At 64.0% G+C, this 20,029-nt stretch carries 23 protein-coding genes; 8 read left to right on the top strand and 15 right to left on the bottom strand.

Annotated elements, in window-relative coordinates; genetic code table 11:
* Positions 1 to 24 precede the first annotated feature (24 nt).
* From sufD to sufB, 3 genes are read right to left on the bottom strand one after another with little or no spacing between them, the layout of a single operon-like run.
* On the bottom strand, positions 25 to 1,359 hold the full coding sequence (gene sufD / locus GYH26_RS11025; RefSeq protein ID WP_161541694.1) for a Fe-S cluster assembly protein SufD: 1,335 nt from the start codon (positions 1,357 to 1,359) through the stop codon (positions 25 to 27).
* 53 nt (positions 1,360 to 1,412) lie between these two features.
* A complete protein-coding gene (gene sufC / locus GYH26_RS11020; RefSeq protein WP_161541693.1) occupies positions 1,413 to 2,177 on the bottom strand; it encodes a Fe-S cluster assembly ATPase SufC in 765 nt (254 codons plus the stop codon).
* 44 nt (positions 2,178 to 2,221) lie between these two features.
* Positions 2,222 to 3,682, bottom strand: coding sequence for a Fe-S cluster assembly protein SufB (sufB, locus tag GYH26_RS11015; protein WP_012844514.1), 1,461 nt, complete (start codon positions 3,680 to 3,682; stop codon positions 2,222 to 2,224).
* Between the two features lie 269 nt (positions 3,683 to 3,951).
* Here sufB and GYH26_RS11010 point away from each other — a divergent pair, with 269 nt between their 5' ends.
* Positions 3,952 to 4,284 carry a HesB/IscA family protein gene (locus GYH26_RS11010; protein WP_161541692.1) on the top strand — a complete coding sequence of 111 codons (333 nt, stop codon included), beginning with the start codon at positions 3,952 to 3,954 and terminating at the stop codon, positions 4,282 to 4,284.
* Positions 4,285 to 4,293: 9 nt separating this feature from the next.
* Here GYH26_RS11010 and GYH26_RS11005 read toward each other — a convergent pair whose 3' ends face one another.
* Positions 4,294 to 5,352 (bottom strand): hypothetical protein, encoded by a 1,059-nt coding sequence (locus GYH26_RS11005; protein WP_161541691.1) that lies wholly within the window; start codon positions 5,350 to 5,352, stop codon positions 4,294 to 4,296.
* A 133-nt stretch (positions 5,353 to 5,485) separates the two neighbouring features.
* Here GYH26_RS11005 and GYH26_RS11000 point away from each other — a divergent pair, with 133 nt between their 5' ends.
* Positions 5,486 to 5,920, top strand: coding sequence for a CBS domain-containing protein (locus tag GYH26_RS11000; protein ID WP_054683330.1), 435 nt, complete (start codon positions 5,486 to 5,488; stop codon positions 5,918 to 5,920).
* Position 5,921: 1 nt separating this feature from the next.
* Here GYH26_RS11000 and GYH26_RS10995 read toward each other — a convergent pair whose 3' ends face one another.
* Positions 5,922 to 6,407 (bottom strand): nitrous oxide reductase accessory protein NosL, encoded by a 486-nt coding sequence (locus tag GYH26_RS10995; RefSeq protein WP_161541690.1) that lies wholly within the window; start codon positions 6,405 to 6,407, stop codon positions 5,922 to 5,924.
* A 25-nt stretch (positions 6,408 to 6,432) separates the two neighbouring features.
* On the opposite strand from GYH26_RS10995, the gene GYH26_RS10990 reads away from it, so the two are divergent.
* Positions 6,433 to 6,732, top strand: a complete 300-nt coding sequence (locus GYH26_RS10990) for a nucleotidyltransferase family protein (RefSeq protein WP_161541689.1) — start codon at positions 6,433 to 6,435, stop codon at positions 6,730 to 6,732.
* 170 nt (positions 6,733 to 6,902) lie between these two features.
* Here GYH26_RS10990 and GYH26_RS10985 read toward each other — a convergent pair whose 3' ends face one another.
* The 8 genes from GYH26_RS10985 to GYH26_RS10950 all read right to left on the bottom strand — a co-directional run bounded on the left by GYH26_RS10985 (position 6,903) and on the right by GYH26_RS10950 (position 14,318).
* Positions 6,903 to 7,745 carry an ABC transporter permease gene (locus GYH26_RS10985; protein WP_161541688.1) on the bottom strand — a complete coding sequence of 281 codons (843 nt, stop codon included), beginning with the start codon at positions 7,743 to 7,745 and terminating at the stop codon, positions 6,903 to 6,905.
* A 3-nt stretch (positions 7,746 to 7,748) separates the two neighbouring features.
* On the bottom strand, positions 7,749 to 8,618 hold the full coding sequence (locus GYH26_RS10980; RefSeq protein ID WP_161541687.1) for an ABC transporter ATP-binding protein: 870 nt from the start codon (positions 8,616 to 8,618) through the stop codon (positions 7,749 to 7,751).
* Between the two features lie 13 nt (positions 8,619 to 8,631).
* Positions 8,632 to 9,996: a nitrous oxide reductase family maturation protein NosD gene (locus GYH26_RS10975; RefSeq protein ID WP_161541686.1), complete on the bottom strand. Its 1,365-nt coding sequence runs from the start codon at positions 9,994 to 9,996 to the stop codon at positions 8,632 to 8,634.
* The gene (locus tag GYH26_RS10970) at positions 9,974 to 10,636 is read right to left on the bottom strand and encodes a cytochrome C (protein WP_161541685.1); all 663 of its coding nucleotides are present in this window, start codon (positions 10,634 to 10,636) and stop codon (positions 9,974 to 9,976) included. Before GYH26_RS10970 ends, GYH26_RS10975 begins: the two co-directional genes overlap by 23 nt.
* Before the next feature lie 73 nt (positions 10,637 to 10,709).
* Entirely contained in the window at positions 10,710 to 12,701 is a 1,992-nt protein-coding gene (nosZ, locus tag GYH26_RS10965) for a Sec-dependent nitrous-oxide reductase (RefSeq protein ID WP_161541684.1), read from the bottom strand.
* A gap of 37 nt (positions 12,702 to 12,738) precedes the next feature.
* Complete coding sequence (locus tag GYH26_RS10960; protein ID WP_161541683.1) at positions 12,739 to 13,230, bottom strand: c-type cytochrome; 492 nt, start codon at positions 13,228 to 13,230, stop codon at positions 12,739 to 12,741.
* A complete protein-coding gene (locus GYH26_RS10955; RefSeq protein ID WP_161541682.1) occupies positions 13,221 to 13,655 on the bottom strand; it encodes an RrF2 family transcriptional regulator in 435 nt (144 codons plus the stop codon). Before GYH26_RS10955 ends, GYH26_RS10960 begins: the two co-directional genes overlap by 10 nt.
* 234 nt (positions 13,656 to 13,889) lie before the next feature.
* Positions 13,890 to 14,318, bottom strand: coding sequence for an RrF2 family transcriptional regulator (locus tag GYH26_RS10950; RefSeq protein ID WP_012844501.1), 429 nt, complete (start codon positions 14,316 to 14,318; stop codon positions 13,890 to 13,892).
* A gap of 156 nt (positions 14,319 to 14,474) precedes the next feature.
* Between GYH26_RS10950 and GYH26_RS10945 the strand changes: the two genes are divergently transcribed.
* On the top strand, positions 14,475 to 15,872 hold the full coding sequence (locus GYH26_RS10945; RefSeq protein ID WP_161541681.1) for an NAD-dependent succinate-semialdehyde dehydrogenase: 1,398 nt from the start codon (positions 14,475 to 14,477) through the stop codon (positions 15,870 to 15,872).
* On the opposite strand, the gene GYH26_RS10940 is transcribed toward GYH26_RS10945, so the two are convergent.
* Positions 15,853 to 16,158: a SemiSWEET family sugar transporter gene (locus tag GYH26_RS10940; RefSeq protein ID WP_054685415.1), complete on the bottom strand. Its 306-nt coding sequence runs from the start codon at positions 16,156 to 16,158 to the stop codon at positions 15,853 to 15,855. The two genes, GYH26_RS10945 and GYH26_RS10940, sit on opposite strands and share 20 nt — an antisense overlap.
* 300 nt (positions 16,159 to 16,458) lie before the next feature.
* Between GYH26_RS10940 and folK the strand changes: the two genes are divergently transcribed.
* From folK to GYH26_RS15055, 3 genes are read left to right on the top strand one after another with little or no spacing between them, the layout of a single operon-like run.
* The gene (folK, locus tag GYH26_RS10935) at positions 16,459 to 16,995 is read left to right on the top strand and encodes a 2-amino-4-hydroxy-6-hydroxymethyldihydropteridine diphosphokinase (protein WP_161541680.1); all 537 of its coding nucleotides are present in this window, start codon (positions 16,459 to 16,461) and stop codon (positions 16,993 to 16,995) included.
* A 15-nt stretch (positions 16,996 to 17,010) separates the two neighbouring features.
* Positions 17,011 to 17,694: a deoxynucleoside kinase gene (locus GYH26_RS10930; RefSeq protein WP_012844497.1), complete on the top strand. Its 684-nt coding sequence runs from the start codon at positions 17,011 to 17,013 to the stop codon at positions 17,692 to 17,694.
* A 3-nt stretch (positions 17,695 to 17,697) separates the two neighbouring features.
* A complete protein-coding gene (locus GYH26_RS15055) occupies positions 17,698 to 17,871 on the top strand; it encodes a hypothetical protein (protein WP_174238084.1) in 174 nt (57 codons plus the stop codon).
* 1 nt (position 17,872) lies between these two features.
* Here GYH26_RS15055 and GYH26_RS10925 read toward each other — a convergent pair whose 3' ends face one another.
* Positions 17,873 to 18,550, bottom strand: a complete 678-nt coding sequence (locus tag GYH26_RS10925) for an energy transducer TonB (protein ID WP_161541679.1) — start codon at positions 18,548 to 18,550, stop codon at positions 17,873 to 17,875.
* A 324-nt stretch (positions 18,551 to 18,874) separates the two neighbouring features.
* Between GYH26_RS10925 and carA the strand changes: the two genes are divergently transcribed.
* Positions 18,875 to 20,014 (top strand): glutamine-hydrolyzing carbamoyl-phosphate synthase small subunit, encoded by a 1,140-nt coding sequence (gene carA / locus GYH26_RS10920; protein ID WP_161541678.1) that lies wholly within the window; start codon positions 18,875 to 18,877, stop codon positions 20,012 to 20,014.
* Positions 20,015 to 20,029: the final 15 nt, after the last annotated feature.

The raw sequence follows: 20,029 nt of genomic DNA, 5'->3' as shown, positions 1-20,029 counted from the left end.
CAGGCAGGATTGTGAGCGTTGGATTCAGGCGCCGAAGCGTCCGGCCACCAGTTCGTCGAGGTAGGCGCGGACTGGCGCGACAGCGATCTGGTCGAGCACGTCACGGGCGAAGGCCAGCAACATCATGGCCCGGGCTTTCTGGAGCGTCAGGCCACGGGCCCGCAGGTAGAAGATGCCGTCTTCGTCGAGCTGGCCGATGGCGGCGCCGTGCGTGCAGCGCACGTCGTCGGCGTAGATCTCCAGCTCGGGCTTCGAGTACATGCGCGCCTCGCGCGTCAGCACGATACTCTTGTTCGACTGATAGGCGTTCGTCTTCTGGGCGTGCGGTCGCACGAGCACCTTCCCGTTGAAGACGCCCGTCGCCTCGTCGTCCAGAATGCCCTTGTAGAGCTCGTTGCTGACGCAGTGGGGGACGGCGTGGTCGATCATCGTGTGGTTGTCGATGTGCATCGACCCGCGTCCTAGGAAGAGGCCGTACAGGTGCGCCTCCCCTTCCTGGTCGTCGAAGCGCACATAAACGTTGTTGCGAACCAGCGCGCCGCCCAGCGTGAGCGTGCCATTCGTGTAGCGGGCCCCACCTTCCAGGTAGGCCTGCGTGCTGAAGATGCCCGAGGCGGCTTCGCCCTCAAGACGCAGGTCGTACTGATGCACTTCGGCGCCCTGACCGACGAACACCTCGGTGACGCCGTTGGTGAACGTGCGCTGCGCGGTCCGGCTGTGACCGCTGGTCACCAGCTTGAGCGAGGCGCCCGGTGCGGCCACCACGACGTTGCGGGGTTGCAGAAACAGCTCCTCGTCCGTGTCGATCAGGTTGAGCACATGCACCGGACGCTCGAGCGCGGTCCCCTCGGGCACGTACAGGAAGAAGCCGTCCCGGGCAAAAGCGGTGTTGAGCGCCAGGAACGGTTCGTTTTCGAAGTCGAGGTAGTGCGCGAAGTACTTTTCGAACAGGTCGGCATGCCGACGGGCGGCCTCTTCCAGGCCGGTCAGCACGACACCCTCGGGCAGGTCCGAAGTTGTCGAAAGCTCCGGCACGAAGCGGCCGTTGACGAGCACGACGCGGTAGGCGTCCAGCTCCGGGATCGCATAATCGGCCAGCGCCTGTTCGTTCAGCGCCGGCACCGCTGGCACGGGATCGATCCGGTACGGATGCTGGAGCGCCTTCGCAATGGGGGTGTATTTCCAGGCCTCCGACTTGCGGCCCGGAAAGCCCAGTACGCCGAAGCGTTCGATGGCTTTGCGGCGCAGGGCGGCCAGGTGCTCGCTCGTGCCGTTGAGCACTTCGCCTGCGTAGGCCTCAAACGCGTGCAGGAAGCGGTCTTCCGGGCGCGTCGTTGTGGCGGTCAGTGTAGTGGTCATCGTCTATCGCTAAGGGTTTGACTCTGTGGGTTGGTCCGGCGACAAAAAGCGACTCAGGCGACCAGTCCGACTTCCTCCTTGATCCAGTCGTAGCCCTTCTCCTCGAGCTCCAGGGCCAGGTTCTTGTCGCCCGAGCGGACGATCCGACCGTCGACCATCACGTGCACGTAGTCCGGCACGATGTAGTTGAGCAGGCGCTGGTAGTGCGTGATGATGACGAAGGCCCGGTTGGGGGCGCGCAGCTTGTTGACACCGTCGGCCACCGCGCGCAGCGCGTCGATGTCGAGCCCCGAGTCCGTCTCGTCCAGGATGGCCAGGCGGGGTTCCAGCATGGCAAGCTGGAAAATCTCGCTGCGCTTCTTTTCACCGCCCGAGAAGCCTTCGTTGACCGAGCGCTGCTTCAGGCTGGGATCAAGTCCTACCAGCTCGGCCTTTTCCTTCAGCAGCTTCATGAACTCGGCCGGGCTGAGCGGGGGCAGGCCCCGGTGCTCCCGGACGGCCTTGAGCGCCTCGCGCAGGAAGGTGGCCATATTGACGCCCGGCAGCTCGACCGGGTACTGGAAGGCCAGAAACACGCCTTCCCGGGCCCGCTCGTCGGGCTCCATCTCCAGTAGGTTCTTGCCGTCGTAGAGCACCTCGCCCTCGGTGACCTCATAGTCCTCACGGCCGGCCAGAACCGAGGCCAGTGTGCTCTTGCCCGACCCGTTCGGGCCCATGATGGCGTGCACTTCACCGGCGTTGACCGTCAGGTTGACGCCCTTGAGAATTTCCTTTTCCTCGACGCGTGCGTGCAGGTTACGGATTTCCAGCAGTGCCATAGGTTTATCTCAGGTTTGGGGTTTACGGGGAAAAACAATGGATTTCAACCGACGCTACCTTCCAGTTCGATGGCCAGCAGCTTCTGGGCCTCCATGGCGAACTCCATCGGAAGCTGCGCCAGCACTTCTTTGCAGAAGCCGTTGACGATCAGCTTGATGGCCGTCTCCTCGCTCAGGCCCCGCTGCTGGCAGTAGAAAATCTGGTCTTCACCGATCTTGGAGGTGGTGGCTTCGTGCTCGACCCGGGCCGTCGGGTTTTCGATCTCGATGTAGGGGAAGGTGTGCGCGCCGCACTTGTCGCCCAGCAACATCGAGTCGCACTGGGAGAAGTTGCGGGCGTTTTCGGCCGTGCGGGCCACCTTGACCAGACCGCGGTAGCTGTTGTTGGAGTACCCGGCCGCAATGCCCTTCGAGATGATCGTGCTGCGCGTGTTGCGGCCCAGGTGGATCATCTTCGTGCCCGTGTCGGCCTGCTGGTAGCCCTTGGTGAAGGCCACCGAGTAGAATTCGCCGACCGAGTTGTCGCCCTTCAGGATGACGCTCGGGTACTTCCAGGTGATGGCCGAGCCCGTCTCGAGCTGCGTCCAGGAGATCTTCGAGTTTTCGCCCAGGCAGATGCCGCGCTTGGTGACGAAGTTGTAGACGCCACCCTTCCCCTCGGCATCGCCCGGATACCAGTTCTGGACGGTCGAGTACTTGATCTCGGCGTCCTTCAGGGCGATCAGCTCGACGACGGCCGCATGGAGCTGGTGCTCGTCGCGCATGGGGGCCGTGCAGCCCTCCAGGTAGCTCACATAGGAACCCTCGTCGGCAATGATCAGCGTGCGCTCGAACTGACCCGTTCCGGCCGTGTTGATCCGGAAGTAGGTGCTCAGCTCCATGGGGCAGCGCACGCCCTTGGGCACATAGACGAACGAGCCGTCGGAGAAGACGGCCGAGTTGAGCGCGGCGAAGAAGTTGTCGGTGTAGGGGACGACCGAGCCCAGGTACTTCTTGACCAGCTCGGGGTAGTTTTCGATGGCCTCACCCATCGAGCAGAAGATGATACCGTGCTTGGCCAGCTCTTCCTTGAAGGTGGTGGCCACCGACACGCTGTCCATCACGGCGTCGACGGCCACGCCAGCCAGCCGCATCTGCTCGTCGAGCGGAATGCCGAGCTTGCGGAACGTTTCCAGGATCTTGGGATCGACTTCGTCCAGGCTCTTGTAGCGCGGCTTGCGCTGCGGCGCCGCGTAGTAGCTGATCGCCTGGAAGTCGATGTCCGGGTACTTCAGGTGCGCCCAGCGCGGGTAGGTCTCCTCGTAGCGCTCCAGCAGGCTCATGAAGTAGCGGAACGCCCGCAGGCGCCACTCCCGCATCCAGTCCGGCTCACCACGCCGGTCCGAGATGTAGTGGATGACCTCCTCACTCAGGCCGGGAGGCGCCTTCTCGACCTCAATGTCGGTCTCGAACCCGTACTTGTACTCGCTCTGGGCGATTTGATGCAGGTAGGCGGTGTCGCTCATAAGGCGTAACGGGTTTTGGAGGGTTCAGGGTTGTTGTCGCGCTATGGTTATTTTTACAAGGCCGGTGCCGGGATAAAATCGGCCGAAAAATGGCCTCAGAATGACCTTTTGTGAACTAAAGTTTACAGCTTGTTTTGTTAACGCTTGATTACGAACCATCTGGTTGACAGAACGTTCCAACATCCGGAACCTGTCGGGGCAGGCGCCGGTTGTGCTGGCGTGTCGTAAACGACGGGTTTGAAAGCAGCTATTACTTTTTTGAAAACGCCATGGAATTGCAGATAACCGAACGGGCCCTGGCGCGCATTCGGGAAATTGCCGCCAGCGAAGGGGTGGACCTCGGCCAGACCATGTTGCGCATTGCCGTGGTGCCCGGCGGGTGCTCGGGACTGACCTACGAGCTGGGCTGGGACACCACGCTGCAGGCGCAGGACCTGACGGCGCAGTTCGACGGCGTGCAGGTGGTCATCGACCGGCGGAGCTATCTGTACCTGAAGGGCACGACGCTGGACTTCACCGACGGCCTCGAAGGCCGGGGCTTTCACTTTGTCAACCCACAGGCCGCGCGCACCTGCGCCTGCGGCGAGTCGTTCGGGCTCTGAAGCGGCGCTTCATTCGAAGCGATACAGTCGCACTTCGATTTCCCGCACATCCCGGGATGGACGTTCCCACTGGATCAGAATGGGGCTCTGGTAGCGGCCCTGGCGGATCGTCGGCCGGCCCATGGCGTCCGGCGCCACGAGCAGGTGCAGACCGCGTTTCATGCGCAGAAAGCGGGCGGCCGGCAGGGCCAGAAACTTGTTCAGCACGCGCTCGACGAGCGACTCGTGCAGCCGGAGCCGGTCGATGAACTCGTTGACCAGGCGCACCAGGTCGTACTTGGCATAGTTAAGCGCTTTGCCCGGCACGGCCCGCGGGTTCTGCAGCGCGTGGCGGCCGGTTTCGGCCATGAAGCGGAACGGATTGCGCAGCACTTCGGCCAGATCATGCCGCATGAGCAGCGTCTCGTATTCGTTGACGGTCAGCGCAGCGTGTTGCTCTTCGGCCGGAAGCAGCAGATCGAGCCGTCCGTGCCGCAGATCGAATCCGGTCAACCATGCCTGTAGCTGTTCAAAGAAGCCCAGCGCGTGGTCGCGCAGGTTGACGGAGGCGATGCGGTGGGCGGGCATCGGGATGGCAAAGCGGCGAATGGCCAGGCGCTCCGTGCGCTCGAAGCCCACAACGGTGGTCTGACGGGTGCGCACGTGTCCGTCGTAGACGCCGTCGAGGTCCACGAAGTAGACAGGACGGTCGGGTAGGTGGCGGTAGCAGGCGGCCGGAAGCAGCCCGGCCCCGATGTAGGTCAGGTGGGCGTCGGCGTTGCGGGGCTCGCGCCGACGCTCATCTTCGCTCAATTCCGTGCGCAGCTCCAGTCGATCGTGGCGGTACCCGGCCTCCGGCGGAAACAGTCGCTGGAAGCTACGGAAGAAGGCTTCCAGGGCGTCGCGCCGGTATCCGAGGCGCTCACAGAGGCGCTGCTCCGGGTAACCGGCCGTAGTGTGGTAGGAATAATAGAGCGCCTGGCGATGGCGACGGAGAAAGTCGGGCTCGATTTCCCGGATATGGGCTGTGACGTCGATCAGGTCCAGCCGCGCCTGCGGCCGGAGCGCCAGCGTCAACTCGGTAGGCATGACGTCGGTCGAAGAAAACGGGACAACAGATTGTAACAAAAAAGGTGAAGGCGCTATTCGGTGCGGGAAGTTGTTTGGATTCGGTGAATTTGTGTCGTAATATAAAGGCAACGTGAAATAATTGCCAGTGGCTATGACGGTGCGCGATGTGCTGCGCGGCAAGCCCGCGCGTGTGATCACGGTGGAAGCAGACACGCCGGTTCTGGAGGCGGTGAAGCGGCTCCGGGAACATCAGATCGGCGCCATGCCGGTCGTGGACGACCGGGCCCGGATGATCGGTCTGTTCACGGAACGGGACGTGGTGTGGCGGCTGGCCGAAAAGGGGGCGGCCATTCTGGAGGAGCCGGTGCGCTACTGCATGACCAGTCCCGTGCATTTCTGCAAACCGGACGATTCGATCCGCGACGTGATGTGGCAGATGACCTATCGCCGCATTCGCCATCTTCCCGTGGTCGAAGACGGACGGCTTATCGGTATGATCAGTATCGGCGACGTGGTCAAGTCGCGCCTCGAAGAACTCGAAGAAGAGGCGCGCGTGTTGCGTGACATCGTAGTGGCCGGCCGGTAGGTCAGCGCAATTGAACGGGTTCAGGCGGCGGGCCCGCCCGGAGTACCTCGAAGCGGGTGAGCGCACCGCCGAGCGCCTGGGCCAGGCTGTCGGCCGCCAGGGTGTCGGCAACCGCCACGATCCCATAACCCATCGGGGTGATCAGCCGGTCACTGCGCACGAAGAACGCCTGCGAGGCTTGCAGCCACCGCTCCTGCAGGTAGTCGTGGACCCAGATGCGGGCATCGGCGGCTTCGGGGTGTTCGTGCAGGTAGTGCAGCAGGCAGCCGATGTCGTCGAAGCGCCGCTCCTGACCGTCCGCCGTGCGCAGCGCGGCCGCATAGCGTGGCTCGCCGATGAGCATGCGGCAGTAGTCACAGGCGTCGTGCCCGAAGCGAATGTCCGGCGGCCGGTCCGGCTCCGGTGCCGACCGACAGGCTCCCAGCAGAAGCAGCAGGCTCAGGAGATAGAACCACGACGGTCTGAAGCTGTATAAAATCGTAGCCATTTTGTCTGAAAGTTTGAAGCCAGTTATGCGCAAATCGCTGCAGGACATTCTTGCCCTGCTGGCCTGTCATCGCGAAGCGCTGCAGCAACAGTTTGGTGTTCGGCACCTGGGTCTGTTTGGTTCGCGTGTGCGGGATGATTTTCGAGACGATAGTGATATTGATATTCTGGTTGTTTTCGAACGATCGCCGGGCTGGGAGATTGTTGATCTGAAAACCTACCTGGAGGATCTACTGAGGGAGCCGGTTGATCTCGTAACGGAAAATGCCGTTCGGCGACGACCACTGCTCTGGGATTCGATTCAGCAGGAACTCGTTTATGTCTAAGCGCTCGGCATGGCTGCTTGTTCAGGATATGCTGGATTCGATTCATAAGATTCGTCGTTACACGTAGGGCCTTTCTCAGGAAACTTTTCAGGAAAACGACCTGGTCGTTGACGCAGCTTCCCGTGTTGGAACAGCATCTCCTGCGTATGCTGGCAGAGCTCAACTCGACTTCATAGCGCACCGCGGCGGCGGAAAAACAGGTAGGCGGGAAGCAGGGGAAGGAAGGACCAGAGCAGGAGCACACCCACCGAAAGCGGCAGCAGGCGCATGCCGTAGGTGTGCATCGCATACTGGCCGGCCGGTCCCAGCACCTGCAGGTCGCTGCGCAGCAGCAGGATGGCGGCGATCTTGAATACCTGCAGCGGATTGAGCAGCGAGAGCGTGAAGAGCTGCTCGACCGGGATGCGCAGCACGAGCGCCGAACCCAGCAGCCCCAGATCGCCCAGAAACACCAGCAGCAGCCAGGCAAACAGGGCGCTTCCCAGCGCGGTGGCCGTCCGGGGCAACGCGCTGGAAAAAAGCAGGCCCAGACTCAGGCTCAGCAGCGCCAGCAGGATGGTCAGGCCGAAAAGGCCCAGGTAGGCGCCCAGCCCCATGGTGCTTCCCCGCCAGGCCAGGAGCAGGCTGCTCAGGCCGAAGCCGATGCTCAGAGCGGCCGTCAGCGCCGTGGCCAGTCCGAGCAGTTTGCCCAGCAGCACTTCGGCCGGCACGACCGGCTGCGCCAGCACGTAGAGGAGCGTACCCTGCTCGCGCTCCAGAGCCAGGCTGAGCGCGCCGAGCGTGAGGCCCATCAGGGGGACGATCAGCATGATCAGGTTGATCAGGCTGGCCGTGGTGCGGCCGAAACCGGCCAGTCCGTAGAGCTGGCCCCCCGCCAGACCGATCCACGACAGCGCCAGCGACAGCACGGCAAAAATCACCGTGTAGAGCACGAACCAGCGATTGCGCAGCGCGTCGTGCAGTTCTTTGCGGGCCAGCAGGCCGATGGTCGCGTGGGCGGTGGTGGTCGTCATGGCTCAGGCATGCAGTTCAAAGTCGGTCACCTCGAAGCCGGCGCGGCTCAGCAGCAGCAGCGGTGTGGCTTTTTCGTCGGCGGGCACGCGCACTTCCAGACCATGGCCGTTCATCCATACCTCGAAGCCGTGCGCCCGGAGTGCCTGTAGCGCTTCGGGACGCTGGGCTTCGGGCAGGTGCAGGCGCAGGCGGTAGTGGGTGGTTTCGGGAAACAGCCGGCGGGCCAGTTCGCCCGGTGTGGTGTCGGCTTCCAGGCGGCCGTTTTCGAGCAGGAGCACGCGGCGGGCCAGATGTTCCACCTCCTCGAAGCGGTGCGTCGAGAACAGCAGCGTCTTGCCTTGCTCCAGCAGCGTCTGCAGGTGGGTCATGAACTCGGCGCGGCTGCGGACATCCAGACTGGCCGTCGGTTCGTCCAGCAGCAGCAACGGAGGATCGCCCAGCAGGGCCAGGGCCAGGGCCAGCCGCTGGCGCTGACCGCCCGAGAGCGTGCGCACAGGTTGATCCAGACGATCCTCGAGAACAACCTGTGCCAGTCGCCGCCATGCTTCTTCCGGCTCGAGGCCGCGCAGCCGCGCAAAGAAGGCGGCCGTCTCGCCCACGGTCAGCGTGGGATAGAAGGTTACCTCCTGGGGCACGAAGCCCACCAGCCGCCGGGCCTCTTTGCCCTGGCGGCGCACGTCAAGGCCGTCGATCCGGATCGTGCCTTCAAACGGCAGCACGCCCAGCACGCAGCGGAGCAGCGTGGTCTTGCCGGCCCCGTTCGGCCCCCACAGGGCCACGCTTTCGCCCGGGGCCACCGTGCAGGAAATATCCTGTAGCACGGTGACCGTGCTGAAGCGTTTCGTCAGGTGTTCGATCGTCAGCAGCGCCATGGTTCGATCCAGCTCATCCGTGCAGGCGACGCAGGTGGGCGCGTCCCATCGTCCAAAGGCCCATCAACAACAGCGTCAGTCCGGCCAGCGCCAGCGTCGGACGCACCGGCTGGTGCACGGCAGGAAGCCCTTCGGGCAGGCGGGGACGCATGCGCGGCGCCGGATCTGTCAGCTTGGGCTCCGGACGGATCACCGGAAACGCACGGGCCGCCAGTTCCAGCGCCTGCACGGCCGGACTGAACGCAAACAGCCGGAAGGCGGGCGTCCGGTCGGTCAGCGCGTCAAAGAGCGCCACCGCCCGGTAGGGAACGTCGCCGTAGCCGTCGCGATCCGCGTCGTACCCCCGGTAGTCGCTCCAGTAGTTACGTCGCCAGAACGTGCCGTTGGCCTCCGAAAAGCGCCCGCCGCCGACCAGGTCTATCTGCTCGTAATTTTCCAGAAAACTATTGTCCTCGAACGTGCTGCGCGGGGCCTCTTGGAGCGCCTGCACGCCGATGTCGTTGTAAGCCACTACGTTCCTCCGATAGTGAATCTGCGCCTCGATGGCCCGCGGACTGTTGTCGATGAAAATGCCGATCTGGTTGTCCACCAGTACGTTTTCTTCGACGGTCACCTCGTCCATGTCCTTGAGCCCGACACCGATGGCCGAGGCGTGCCGGTTGTAGGCCAGCAGGTTGTGGCGAAACGTCAGCCGCGTGCTGTACATCAGGTAGGCGCCCACCGAGTTGCGCAACATGCGGTTGCGTTCGACGAGCGCGCTGTCGCTGTACATGAAGTGCAATCCGTAGCGCCCGAACTGCATGGTGTTGTCGCGGAGCACGACGCTTCGGGCAAACCAGATCACCACGTCGCGGCCGTGGCGTGTCGTGTTGCCTTCGATCAACACGTCGTTGCTGTACCAGAGGCGGATCAGGTCGCCCCGGCGGGGTGTGTCGAGCGACGGGTCGCCTTCGATCATGTTGTGCAGGATGCGGCAGGAGTCGGCCTGACGCAGGTAAATGCCGAACAGGACGTTTTCCAGGCGATTGTCGGCGATCGTCACCCGGTCGGCATAGACGGCGATGCCGGCATCCTCGCGGTCGAGCGAGCGGCCCGAGTTGCGGATCACGAAGCCCCGGAGTACCACGTCGGGGGCCTCGATGGTGACGACGGTACCCCGGCCCTGGCCGTCGATCATCGGGGCGTCGACACCCAGCAGCACTACCGGCTTCGTGATCCGCAGCGGACCGGTGTGGACGCCGCCCACCACGCGCAGCGTATCGCCGGGCGCGGCGGCGGCCAGCCGCTCCTGCAGAGAGAGGGCCGGCTGGGCCTGCGCGGTCAGGCTCACCATGAGCAGCAGCACCGGCGCGATGCTATGCCAGCTCCCCGCGGACATAGGCTTCGTAGAACGGCTTGTATGCCTTGCGGTGGTAGTAGAGGCCGACAATGATCAGGATAGAGGCCAGGATGGCCAGCCAGAGTCCGATGTCCCAGATGGCCACTACGCGAAACTGGCCCACGCGCCCTTCGCCGAGCAGCGGCGGTACGAACGGCTTGACCGAGCTGCTCAGCGGGGCCCGGGGGTCGAGGTGGGTGCCGAAATTCCAGAGCCAGTAGTACAGGTCGGCCAGAAAGATCAGAGGATAGAGCAGCGCCGGCAGGCTCAGCACGGCCGCCCAGGGCGAGTGTACGTAGATGGCTCCGGCCGCCAGCAACGCCATGGCGACGATCAGGATGATGCTCAGCGAGCGCTCGAGCTGGGCGGCTTCCTCGAGGGGACGCATGCCGATGTAGTGGTTCAGGCCATCGATTTCACGGACGTCCCCTTCCACCCGGTTCACGTAGACCTTGGCCACCAGGCCGCCCGGATACTGCGGCGCGTAGAGCCGAATGCGCCAGTAGGGGAAGAAGATCGAAATCAGCAGGAGCAGCGCCGCCGTGCCCAGCAGCAGGGTCGGGCGGCGAAAGCGGCGCCGTTCGCGATGCAGGACCGAATCCGGAATGCGCGGTCCGATGATTTTGTCCAGCCACGTCATGACCCACCTCCTGATTTTAGACACAAAAGACGGGTCAGGGCGACCCGAAGGCCGCCCTGACCCGCCGTTGCCGTTACGGACGCACCAGGAAGTAACCGGCCATCTCCAGGTGGAGGGCCGAGCAGAACTCGGTGCAGTAGAAGGCGAAGACGCCGTCGCGATCGGCCACGAACTCGATGGTGGCCGTCTCGCCCGGCTCGATGCTCAGGTTGAAGTTGTAGCCGGGCAGCGCGAAGCCGTGCGTGGCGTCCCGTGCCCGTTCGATGTTCGTGATGTGCCAGATCACGCGGTCGCCCTTCCGGACCTCCACATGCTCCGGCGTGAAGTGGCTCCGTGTGGCCGTCATCCAGATCTCCACCGTGTTGCCCCGGCGCTCGATGCGCTCCTCACCGGGACGGGTGGCCGCCGGATGCCGCGACTGGGTGGTCGGATCCCAGCCCACCTCCGGATAGACCTCCCACGGCTGGAGCTTGTCCGCCTTAATGATCTGGGCATAGTGCGGCTCACCCAGCGCAATGGGCATGTCGTAGAGGAGCTGCATCGGGCCGTTCGGGTTACCGATGTCGACAAGCTGGAAGTTCTGCGGCAGCAGCGGCCCCACGTTTGCGAAGCGGTCCACGGACCACTTGTTCATGGCCACCAGGTAGCGGCCGTCGGGGTTCACGTTGTCGCCTTCGGCCACGGCCAGGTGCCCGATGTTGTAGTGGACCGACACCTTGTCGACCACGGTCCACGGATCCCGGCCGTGCTTTTCGGCCCAGGGACCGCCCAGCGTCCAGCGCACCACGGCGCTTTCCAGGAAGAGGCTCGTGTAGGCGTAGCCGTTCGGGTCGAACTGCGTGTGCAGCGGCCCGAGCCCCAGTTCAATCTGGGTTTCGACCACCGCGTCGAAGTCCAGGATCGGCACGCCGTAGTCGTCACGCCCGGAGAAGCGCTCGTTGGCGATGGCGTCCTGGATCTTCTGGAAGTTGTAGATGGTGGCGTGCGGATCGAGCTTGCCGGAGACGACCAGGTAGTTGCCGTCCGGCGAAACGTCGACGCCATGCGGGCTCTTGGGTTCGGGCACGAAGTAGAGCACACCCTCGGCGGCCGCCACATCCAGCGGCAGGACCTTGAAGCCCTTGATCGTGCGCGTGCGGCCGGCCTCGACCAGCTCAGCCGCCTTGCGCAGGTTGATCACGTGCAGGTAGTCCATGTCGCGCTGCGAGGCGCCGGCCTCGAAGGGCGGGTTGCCTTTCTCCACGCCACCGGTGGCCATCTCCGTGTTGAACGAGTTGCAGAAGACCCACCCTTCGCTCACCTGCTTGCCGGCGTCGCACACGTCCTGCCAGTAGGGCGGCAGCTCCAGCGCGAAGGACTGCTCGGGAAGGATCCGCCCCCGCTCGCGGTCGAACTTCCAGAAGGTGACCAGCCCGCGATACTTTTCTCTGTACTGATCCAGCGAGGCGTAGCCCTCGAACGGGGCGGCATACTGGCCGCCTTCGATCACCCACTCCGTGTTGGGCGTGACGAACGTGCCGCCGTGGTCGCTCAGCGAGAGCGGGTTCTTGACGATCTGCTTCGTCTCGAAGTCCCGCAGGTCGATGACGGCCACGCGCGCGTTGGCCTTTTCGTTGACGAACAGGAATTGCCCGTCGTAGTCGCCGTTCGTCTCGGAGAGGGCCGGGTGGTGCACGTCGCCCCAGGTCAGCTCCTTGCCATCATAGTTGCCCTGGGCGAGCACTTCTTGGGTTTCCTTCGAGAAGCCCCAGCCCTGCCAGGGCTCCGGCGTGAAGACGCCGATTACCTTCAGCAGGCGCATCGAGGGAATGCCGATGACGAGTACCTGTCCGGAGTGTCCGCCCGAGGCGAACATGATGTACTCGTCGTAGGTGCCGGTGGGCTGGTAGGTTTTCACCGCGGCCACCACATCGGCCGGGCTCAGCCCACGCGCCCGTGCGATCTCCATGGGGTCTTCGCTGACCACGGCGCCTGTCTGTCCGCCGCCCCGACAGCCGATTAAACCGATCAGCAGCAGGGCGACCAGCGCCAGACCGGTCAGCCCGCGTAACGTGTGGCGTTTCATGGCGGTACCTCCTGGGTTTGTTGGTCTATGGCGGAAGTCACTGGTTTTCAGCCACCTGTCGCAGATACTCAAGAATGGCCCGGGCCTGCTCCTCGCTCAGGGCCATGTCGGTCATCATCGTGCCGTATTCCTGCACGAGCTGCTTCATGACGGGATGGCGCTGAATCATCCCGTTCGGATTGAGCATCACGTTCATGATGTAGACCGGACCCCGCCGCTTGGTCACGTCGCGCAGCGCCGGTCCGATGAAGCGCTCGTCGAGGCGGTGGCAGGCGGTGCAATAGGTGTTGAAGAGCTGTTCGCCCTGTTGGGCCAGGGCGGCGTCGATCTGTTCGCCCAGCGACACCTGCTTGACGGGGCCGATTTCGGCGGCCAGCGCTTCCGGATCCTGAGCACCGGTACCGCTTTCCGTCTGCGCCGCCGATCCGGACGGCTGTGGGGTCGAACTGGAGCCTCCGCCGCCGCAGGCGGCCAGCGTCAGGCTCAGGAGGAGCACGGCGCTCCATGCAGTCAGACGATTCATGCGCATGGCACTTCGGGTTGGTTGGAGTTATTGGACGGATGGATCAGGTCGGCCAAGGTGGTTTCCGCCAGCATTCGCCGAAGCTGCTGGCGACAGGGAAACCAGATCGCGTGCAGGGGACAGGGCCTTGCTTCGTTGCAGACGCCCAGCCCCAGAATGCACCGGTTGAGCACCTCCGGCCCGTCGATCTCCTGCAGAATCTCGAACAGCGTGATTTCGTGGGCCGGACGGGCCAGGCGTACGCCGCCGCCGGGACCGCGCAGCGCGTCGGTCAGCCCGGCCGCCGTCAGCCGGAGCATGATGCGGGCCAGCGTATGGGGCGAGGCCCCGATCATCCGGCTGAGCCGACGCACCGGCACGAAGCGCCCGTGATTCTGCTGCGCCAGCACCTGCATGGCTGCCAGCGCCTGCCGACCGCTCAGGCTGATCATTGTTGTTTGTGGATTCATTTGTCCTTTTTCTGGCCGGTAAAGTACGCCCTGTATGGTCGGCAGGCTGTCGGGCCAATCCGGCAACAGGGTGCCGCAAATCCTGTTTTCTCCTGTAGGGGAAAACCCTACAAGGAGACAATGCGAACGTAAAAGAATATAGTAGAATTTTGTCTTTAAAGATGTGCTTGAACAAACTTTTGCATGGATTTAGCGAGATGTGCACAGAGGTAGTGTTCAGGCAGTCAGGCGAAGGCGGGCTTCCTGCATGCGGCGAGCCATGTCGGCCAGCGTGGTGGAGGCGAAGAGGTTGCGAATCGGGTTGCGTACTTCTTTCCAGTGGTCGTGCAGGGGGCAGGGGGTGGCTTCGCCGCAGCCCGGCAGGCCCAGCACGCATTCGGTAAACAGATCAGGACCGTCGATGGCCACGATCACGTCGAAGAGCGTAATTTCTTCCGGAGAGCGGGCGAACATGACCCCGCCGCTGGGACCGCGCAGCGACTGCATCAGCCCGGCCTGCGTCAGCTTCTGAAAGATCTTGGTCAGAAAGGGTACGGAAATGTTCAGTCGCTCGCCAATTTCCCGGATCGATACGTAGCCGTCGTGGTTCAGCGACGCCAGGTACAGCACGGCACGCAGACCGTATTCGCAGGCACGGGAAAACATGGGCTGGTCGGGTTTTTTAGGCTTAGGGATACATTTGTCCTAAAAACGGAACGCGCACAAAATCAACGAGCGCGTCTTCAGGTTCCCGTCGGAATCGATTTCGACGCTTTGGCCATATAAAAAGTGTTCCCCTGTCCAACCAGACCACAGAGCGCCATGCAGGAGATTGCCGTTCGCAAATCGTTTCCCGTGATCAACCCGGCTACCGGCGCACAGCTTCGCGTCTACGAAGGCATGACCTGGGAGGAGGTGACGCAGGCCATCGAGCAGGCGCACGAGGCGTTTCTGGCCTGGCGACGCGTGCCGTTTGCCGAGCGGGCCGCCCGGATGCGGCGGGCCGCCGAGCTCTTGCGGGAACGGGCCGATCGCTATGCCCGGCTGATGGCCGAGGAGATGGGCAAACCCATCCGGGACGGTCGGGCCGAAGCGCAGAAGTGCGCCTGGGTGTGCGAGTACTACGCCGAACATGCCGAGCGCTTTCTGGCCCCGGAGCCGGTCGAGACCGACGCCCGCAAAAGCTACGTGGCCTTCGAGCCGCTGGGCGTGATTCTGGCCATCATGCCCTGGAATTTCCCGTTCTGGCAGGTCTTTCGCTTTGCGGCGCCGACGCTGATGGCCGGCAACGCGGCCGTGCTCAAGCACGCCTCGAACGTGCCCGGCTGCGCGCTGGCCATCGAGGAATTGCTGCGGGAGGCCGGCTTTCCGGAGCACCTGTTCCGCACGCTGCTGATCGGCAGCGACCAGGTGGATCCGGTGATCGAGCATCCGCTCATCCGGGCGGTGACGCTGACGGGCAGCACGCCGGCCGGTCGCGCCGTGGCCGCCAAAGCTGGCTCCGTGCTCAAAAAGACGGTGCTGGAGCTGGGCGGAAGCGACCCGTACGTGATTCTGGAGGACGCCGACATCGAGGAGGCCGCGGCCATCTGTGCAAAAAGCCGGCTGATCAACTCGGGTCAGAGCTGCATTGCAGCCAAGCGATTCGTGGTGGTGGAGGCCGTGCGTGAGCCGTTCGAGCAGGTGCTGGTCCAGCGCATGCAGGCGGCCCGCGTGGGCGATCCGCTGGACGAGGCGACCGAGGTGGGACCGCTGGCCCGTCACGACCTGCGCGACGAGCTGCACCGCCAGGTGCAGGAAAGCCTGCGCAAAGGAGCGCGGCTGCTGCTGGGCGGCGAGATCCCGGAGGGACCGGGGGCCTACTACCCGCCCACGGTGTTGACCGACGTACCGAAAGGCTCGCCGGCCTACGAGGAGGAGTTGTTCGGACCGGTGGCGGCCATCATCCCCGTGCGCGACGAGGCCGAGGCCATCCGGGTGGCGAACGACACGGTGTTTGGCCTGGGCGCGGCCGTGTTCACGCGCGACGAAGCCCGCGGCGAGCGCATCGCCCGTGAGGAGCTGGAGGCCGGCTGCTGCTTCGTGAACGACTTCGTGCGCAGCGACCCGCGCCTGCCCTTCGGCGGCGTCAAAGAAAGTGGCTACGGCCGGGAGCTGTCGATCTTCGGCATCCGGGAGTTTGTCAACATCAAGACCGTCTTCATCGGAGGGGCTCGCTGAGCTGGCGCTCCGAGGCAGGCGTGCGGGTGCGCAGCCGGAAGCGCCAGATCATCAGCAGCAGGCTGCCCACCAGCGTCACGCCGACCGCGTTGGCCAGGATGATGATCGGATCCCGGCGCAGGACGCCGTAGAGCAGCCAGAGCACAATTCCGGTAAACAACAGCAGAAAGGTGCCGGCCGACAGGTCGTCGGCCGAGCGGCGGCGCCAGGTGCGTACGACCTGCGGCAGGAAAGCCAGCGTGGTCAGCGTGGCCGCAATCAGGCCAATGCCAAACGCAAGGTCCATCGTGGAGTTCTAATGTTCAAAACGGTGGATTAATTTATGACGCCGGGATCATAACCGGTAGCCCTGAAAGGGCGATCGCTGTGAAAAGTTCGCGCTTAAGAAGTCGGGACGCGGACCGATACTTCGGGTGCGCCTGCCCATCGTTGTCTGCGTATCGGGTTTTTGCAACAAGGGTGACGCGCATCGCAGTACCGTGCTCGCAGGATGGGTGGGAAAAGCCCGGGGCCGCATAGGGTCCCGGGCTTTTTGCGTTGAAACTTCCCGGTGAGGATGGTTTCTTTCAGAGAAAAGTTTGCGTTTATGTCGCGGGTACCCGGCCGTCTGCCTGCGTCGGTTTTTCTGGCGCTGGGCTCGAATCTGGGCGATCGCGTGGCGTATTTGCGGGAGGCGGTGGCGACGCTTCGGCGGCATCCGGCCATGCAGGTAGTGGCCGTCTCGCCGGTCTACGAAAGCGCGGCGCACGTGTTGCCGGGCCAGACGCAACCGGATTATCTGAACGCCGTGGTGTGGCTGCGCACGACGCTGGCGCCCGAGGCGCTGCTGGACTTCTGTCTGCAGCTGGAGGCAGCGGCCGGACGGGTGCGCACCGCGCGCTGGGCGCCCCGGACGCTGGACCTGGACCTGCTGGCCTGGGACGATCTGGTGCGCTGCGATGAGCGGCTGACGCTCCCGCATCCGCGGCTGGCCGAACGCCGCTTCGTGCTCTGCCCCTGGGCCGACCTGGCCCCCGACTTCTACGTGCCGGCGCCGTTCTGTGCGACGGTGGCCGAGTTGCTGCAACGGTGTCCGGACCGGGCACCCCTGCGCCGTACAGGCGTATCGCTGGAAACCTGCTGACAGACCGTCCGACGCATGGCGGCCACGACTCCGATCCAGCCTCCCGACGACCTGCGCTACCTGGTGATCGAGGGCGTCATCGGCGTGGGCAAGACCACGCTGGCCCGCTTGATCGCCGAGCGCTTTGGCGGGCGGCTGATCCTGGAGGAATTCGAGGAGAACCCTTTCCTGCCCCGCTTCTACGAGGACCCCGAGCGCTGGGCCTTCCACACGCAGCTCAGCTTCCTGGCCAGCCGCTTTCGCCAGCAGAAGCAGCTCCTGCTTCGTGATCTGTTTCACCCGTTCGTGGTGAGCGACTACGCCTTCGACAAGGATCGCATTTTCGCCCGCATCAATCTGAAAGGGGACGAACTCCAGCTCTACGAGACGCTCTACACGCTCATGGAGCCCAACGTCCCCACGCCGGACCTGATCGTTTATTTGCAGTCCACGCCGGACCGGCTGCTGGAAAACATCCGCAAGCGGGGGCGTCCCTACGAGCAGCGCATCGAGCGGAGCTATCTGGAGGCGCTCTGCGAGGCGTACGATCACTACTTTTTCCATTACACGAAAGGCCCACTACTGATCGTAAACGCCGTCCAGATCGATTTTGTCAAGAATCCGGAGGATCTGGAGGAGTTGATCCGACAGATTCTGGAGCGACGCCGCTACGGCGGCATTACATACTTCAATCCGCGACCGGCCCGAACGGTGAAGTAGACGATGTTGAAGCTCATTCTGTGGATTGTGCTGCTCTACCTGATCTGGCGTAGTGGTCGCAATCTGGTGCGGGCCATGCTGGAGGATCCGGGCAGGCCCTATGAACTGGAGCGTCGGCAGATCCGTCGTCGTCCCTGGGAAGAGATCGAAGACGCCCGCTGGGTCGATCTGGAGTAGCCTACTGGCCGAAGCTGAAGGTGATGCGCGTGAAGCTGGCAACGGGCCGGTCGTTCACACGGGCCGGGCGAAATCGCCAGCGCCGGGCGGCCGCCAGCGCCGCTTCTTCCAGGCCGTAGCCCAGCGTGTCGACGCGCTGGCGGTGCGGCGTCAGCAGGTAGCGCTCTACGACCGTTGCCGAAAGTACCTGGCCGGTCGGGCTCACCTGCACTTCGACGACGATCTCGGCCCGGATGCGGGCACGTCGCGCATCGCGTGTGTATTCGGGCTCCACGAAGCGGACGGGCTTGGGGCCCACCTCGAACGCGGGCGCGGCCGCCAGCGTGCCTTCCAGGGCCCCTTCGGCCGCGAAGGGATCGGTGCCGGGTTCGTCAAGGAGCAGGCGGTTTTCGTCCAGGTTGATCTCCACCTCTTCCAGCGGCACCTCGTCGGGCACCACGACCGGAAGGGGCGGAATGGGGGGGGGCGGGGCCGGGCGTGCCTGGCGGGTCGGCATGACTTCCTCCAGGGCGATCACCTCGGGGGCCAGGCTTCGATAGACCACGGCCTGCGAGGCCGTGCGGTCCGGCGCCGGCCACAGGCGCACCACCAGCACGAGCAGCCCCAGCGTGAAGGCCAGGCTGGCCATCATACGCAGCGGGTAGGCTGCACGCTCACGCTGTCGGTGCAGGGGGCGCATAGGGCAGGGGAAAGATCTCCCTCTTTTGAACCGCCGTCGCATCGATCCGTTCGGGATTGGGCTTTAGGCTCGGAAGCGCTACTATGAAAAAAGCCCATAGATCCTGTAGATCGCCTGGCTTACGCGGTGCAAATGCCTTATCTTTCGGAAACCTTCCGCAGAGGGTGTACGTTGAGACGCCGAAACCGGCAGCCGATAGTGATAGGTTCTGGACCTGGACAGTTGCACCTTCGACGATTCCGTGGTGGCTGAAGCCTTCCCACAAGCGGGGAAGGCTTTTTTGTACCCGATCGAATCCATTAACCAAACCCATAACAGGCCGTCATGATACCCCTGCTGCACCCGACACCGGATCCCTGTAAGCTGGCACTGGCCGATGGAACCGTCGTAACCGGTATCGCCATCGGGCACCGAGGCGAGACGGGCGGGGAGCTGTGCTTCAACACCAGCATGACGGGCTACCAGGAAATCATGACTGACCCGTCCTACTACGGGCAGATCATGATGATGACCTACCCCCACATCGGCAACTACGGGGTGATGGACATCGACATGGAAGCTGCCCGTCCGATGGTGGCCGGCCTGGTGGTGCGCGCCTTCTCGCATCGCTACTCGAACCGCCTGGCCGACGGCTCGCTGGAAGACTGGATGCGACGCTACGAACTGGTAGGCATCTCCGGTGTCGATACACGACGATTGGTGCGGCACATTCGTACGAAAGGGGTCATGAACGCAGTCATCTCGTCGATCGATCTCGACGACGAGAGCCTGGTCGAAAAGGCCCGGCGCTTGCCCTCAATGGACGGGCTGGAGCTGGCCTCCTACGTAATGACGGAGCGGCCCTACGACTTCTGCACCGGACCCGGGCCGCGCATCGCCGTCTTCGACTACGGCTGCAAGCTGAACATCCTGCGCATGTTCCAGGCGCGGGACTGCACGGTGCGCGTTTTTCCGGGCTATACGCCGCTCAATGAAGTGCTGGCCTGGGAGCCCGACGGGCTGTTCTTCTCGAACGGGCCGGGCGACCCACGGGCCATGCCCCAGGCCATCGAGCAGGTGCGGGCGGCCATCCGTACCGGGCTGCCCATCTTCGGCATCTGCCTGGGACACCAGCTCATGGCGCTGGCGCTGGGCTTCAAGGTGTACAAGATGTACGTCGGACATCGCGGCGCCAACCACCCGGTCAAGAACCTGCGCACCGGCCGCGTGGAAGTGACCACGCAGAACCACGGCTTTGCCGTCGAGGCCGAGTCGGTCGATCCGCGCGAGGCCGAGGTGTCGCACGTCAACCTGAACGACCGGACCGTCGAGGGACTGCGCTTCAAGTCGTTCGCCGGGCTTTCGGTGCAGTACCATCCGGAAGCATCGCCCGGACCCCACGACAGCCGCTACCTCTTCGACGAGTTCCTTGAGCTGGTGGCGGCGCACCGTCCGGTCGCGACGCCGCAGCTGGCCCGCGTGTAAACGCCCGTTTTGCAA

The sequence above is a fragment of the Rhodothermus marinus genome (genome assembly GCF_009936275.1).
In the GTDB taxonomy this organism is placed as follows: Bacteria; Bacteroidota; Rhodothermia; order Rhodothermales; family Rhodothermaceae; genus Rhodothermus; species Rhodothermus marinus_A.
This window is presented reverse-complemented; position numbering and strand designations above follow the sequence as displayed.